We start from the raw sequence: 2,988 nt of genomic DNA on the forward strand, positions 1-2,988 counted from the left end.
TACAACCTCGATGCTCTGCGCCCTCAGATCGAGGCCGCCTCCCGCAACCGGTCCACGGATGCCGGGCACCAGGGAACCCCGTGACCTGCTTCCCACGATCACCGTCTCCAAAGCGTTCAATGAAGCGGCTTTCATCGCCGGTCGGGAACTGAGCCTCTCCAAAGGCCTCCTCAAGCCGGCTTTCGTGCCACCAGATCTACGAGGGCGGACATGCCGTGATGTCCGGTCCCCTCCTCGATCATCCCGTCGTGCTCCCGCAGGTGGAGAATCTCAAAGCCGGAGAAGGCTTCTCGCAGCATGGCCGCCGTGTACATGTTCTCCGCATAGGGTGGGCCACCGGTCCCGTATTGGAGCTGTTCAGGCCGGTATCCCTGCAGGAGAAGCAATCCTCCGGGAACGAGCGTACGGCGGATCCCCTGGAAGATGACGTCGCGCAGCTTCGGATCGGCAAACTGGATGAAGATTGCAACCACCAGATCGAAACTGTTCTCCGTCCACTCCCAAGTTGCCAGATCCGCCTGAACGCAGGTCACGTCGACGCCTCGGATCGCCGCAAGTCGGCGCGCCTTCTCGAGCGCGACCGGAGAGAAATCGACGCTTGTGACACTCAGCCCCTGCTCGGCAAGCCAGATTCCATTGCGGCCCTCTCCGTCGGCCACGGCAAGAGCCCATTGTCCAGTGGATAGGAGATCGCGTCGGCTCGCGAGGAAAACGTTCGGGCGCGTGCCGAACAGATAGTCATTGCCGGCATACCGGCTGTTCCATCGATCCAGATCCGATTGATCGCTCATGAGATTTCCTTGCAAGGCACGTCAGGCGGAATGCGATCTCCTCACCTTCGCTGTCATTCATCACTACCACATTAAGATCCGTGACGAGAGGCGGAGCATTGAGTGCATCTTGAAACAGCGCCTGACGCTGCGCTCGGGTTCCACCCGCAAGATAGACTGAGCGGATTTGCTCGTTGGCGGCTGGCAGAGCAGGCCGTGGAGCGGGGCCAAGCGCTGCTTACCACGCGGGTCGGCGATGCGGGTGACGCCGAGATCGCGCGTTGGGGTGCGGGCTTGCACGTTGATCTATAGAGGTCCTAGGACATCGCATCCTTGTGGAGAGTGATAGGCCGCTGTGGTCATGGAATGGGCAGCATTGTCCGGAACCGCACCATTGCCAGACGATCCAGGAAAAGAGGTGTTTCAACCCAAGCGGAACCAGCTTTTTTCGTCTCCGGAGTCACTCTCCCCAGAGATCCCTCGGGCCGGCTTTGCAACGATACCCGACAAAACAATTGGGCGCATCGAGGCTTGGGACGAACGCGGGCTGTGTGTATTCCCCGACCTCACAGAACGACCCGTCGCGAACGAAGCGGTCGTACGTGTACCCGCCCGTACCCAAGACGATCGCGCCTCGTGACATCACCAACTGGCGACCGGCACTGCAAGGCATCGCCATAGTCGAAGGACGCGGCTGCGCTTGGCTGCTGCCTCCAATCGCCATCAGAGCTAACGCAACCATCATTCGTTTCACGGATGTGTCCCCTCTCGTTGCTTTTCCTCAGCGCATCGCAACACCGGATTGCGGGGACGACAGCACAGGCGCCACCGTGCGACTTCCGGCCCGCCACGCTGTCGGCGTCTGGCCGGACCATCGTCTGAACGCTCGCGTAAAAACGCTGGCCTCGGAGTACCCTAACGCAGCAGCAATCTGGCCAAGAGGAATTTCAGTATTGCTCAAAAGCTGACGCGCCGTCTCGAACCGAACCTCATTGGTGAGCTCTCGGAAGCTGGTGCACTCACTGCGCAGGTGTCGGCTGAGAGTGCGCCGGTTGATCGTCAATGCGCTCGCAACCCGGCTCGCTGACCGATGATTGCTTGTCAACCTCGTGCGCAGAACGCGCCGGATACTGTCGGCCAACTCCGATGTCTTATCGATCGTCTGACACTCGATCTCATCCTCAAGGACATTTCGCAGGAATGGATCAGCGCCCGCGATCTGTACATCGAGATCGCGGCTCGGCAACACGATCGCGGCAATCTCCTGATCGAACCGGACTGGCGCCCGGTAGTGACGCCGGTAAGGGTCAAGGTTCACAGGAGCCTTTCGTGGCAGCAGGACCTCGCCCGGGACCCATTCGCGCCCAGACAGGGCGCGCAGAACGCTGACAACGCACGCAATCGCCGCATCCGAGACCTGGTCTATGCTCTCTGCGCCGGATTCGTAGACAGTATAGCTGAACAGAGCCACATCTCCTTCGATGTCCAGTGAGGCAACGACACCCCGGCTATGGGCATTCGTATACGACGCCAAGGCGCGAAGGGCTTCGCCAACGGTCCTGGAATGCTGCATGAGGCGTCCGATCAGCCCGAGAGACTGAATGGCGGTGCGCTGGCCGACCAGATGTCCGAAATGAGGACAATTCGTGCGCATAATGCATCGGGCGAGAAGGCGACCGAGGTGAGCATGCGTGATTTCGTGCGTTGTATGTTCGAATAGGCGCGGATCAATGCCTGCTTGGCGGAACAATGGCTCTGTGCCGATCCCGAGCTCGTTCAGAGTTGGAGCGATCTCCCGAAAGACGGCCAGATGAACTCCTCCCGTTTGGAGCAACGGCCTGGGCTTCGTTCGAAGGATCTGGTCGGACAAGGAAGCGGCTTGAGAAGCAACCATGGGAGGCTCCACCTGAGTTGTCAGCCTCTCCATCAAACGAGGCAATTGTCACAGCCATTCCCCGTCCGTGTCCCGGTTAGGTGCTCGTTCGTGACAAATTGCAACAGCCGGGATATCCCGGCTCATACGGCTCCCATGGCCTCCTGCTTCACCTGAGCGCGGCAGTCGCCGAAGATTTCCCTTTTTTCCTTCGTCTGGTTTGCCTGGATAGTTGTGATGGCGATCATGTGGAAGACGTCGTCGGGGCTGCAGCCGCGGGAGAGATCGTTGGCGGGCTTGGCCAGCCCCTGCAGAATGGGCCCGATCGCGGTCGCGCCGCCGATC

3 protein-coding genes are annotated in these 2,988 nt (G+C 60.3%); all 3 read right to left on the minus strand.

Translation table 11 applies throughout. From position 1 onward, the window contains the following. Positions 1 to 170 precede the first annotated feature (170 nt). Positions 171 to 791 carry a class I SAM-dependent methyltransferase gene (locus ACS5Q0_RS27325; RefSeq protein ID WP_473129762.1) on the minus strand — a complete coding sequence of 207 codons (621 nt, stop codon included), beginning with the start codon at positions 789 to 791 and terminating at the stop codon, positions 171 to 173. Between the two features lie 760 nt (positions 792 to 1,551). Beyond that, entirely contained in the window at positions 1,552 to 2,664 is a 1,113-nt protein-coding gene (locus tag ACS5Q0_RS27330) for an AraC family transcriptional regulator (protein WP_473129763.1), read from the minus strand. Between the two features lie 122 nt (positions 2,665 to 2,786). After that, positions 2,787 to 2,988: phosphate acyltransferase (locus ACS5Q0_RS27335; RefSeq protein ID WP_473129764.1), on the minus strand; the 202-nt coding region annotated here is incomplete at its 5' end.

The organism is Microvirga sp. HS2, assembly GCF_055792805.1.

Bases quoted from the DNA above. Each gene is read 5' to 3' on its own strand.
- ACS5Q0_RS27325 (WP_473129762.1), bottom strand. From the start codon at position 791: ATGAGCGATCAATCGGATCTGGATCGATGGAACAGCCGGTATGCCGGC.
- ACS5Q0_RS27330 (WP_473129763.1), bottom strand. From the start codon at position 2,664: ATGGTTGCTTCTCAAGCCGCTTCCTTGTCCGACCAGATCCTTCGAACG.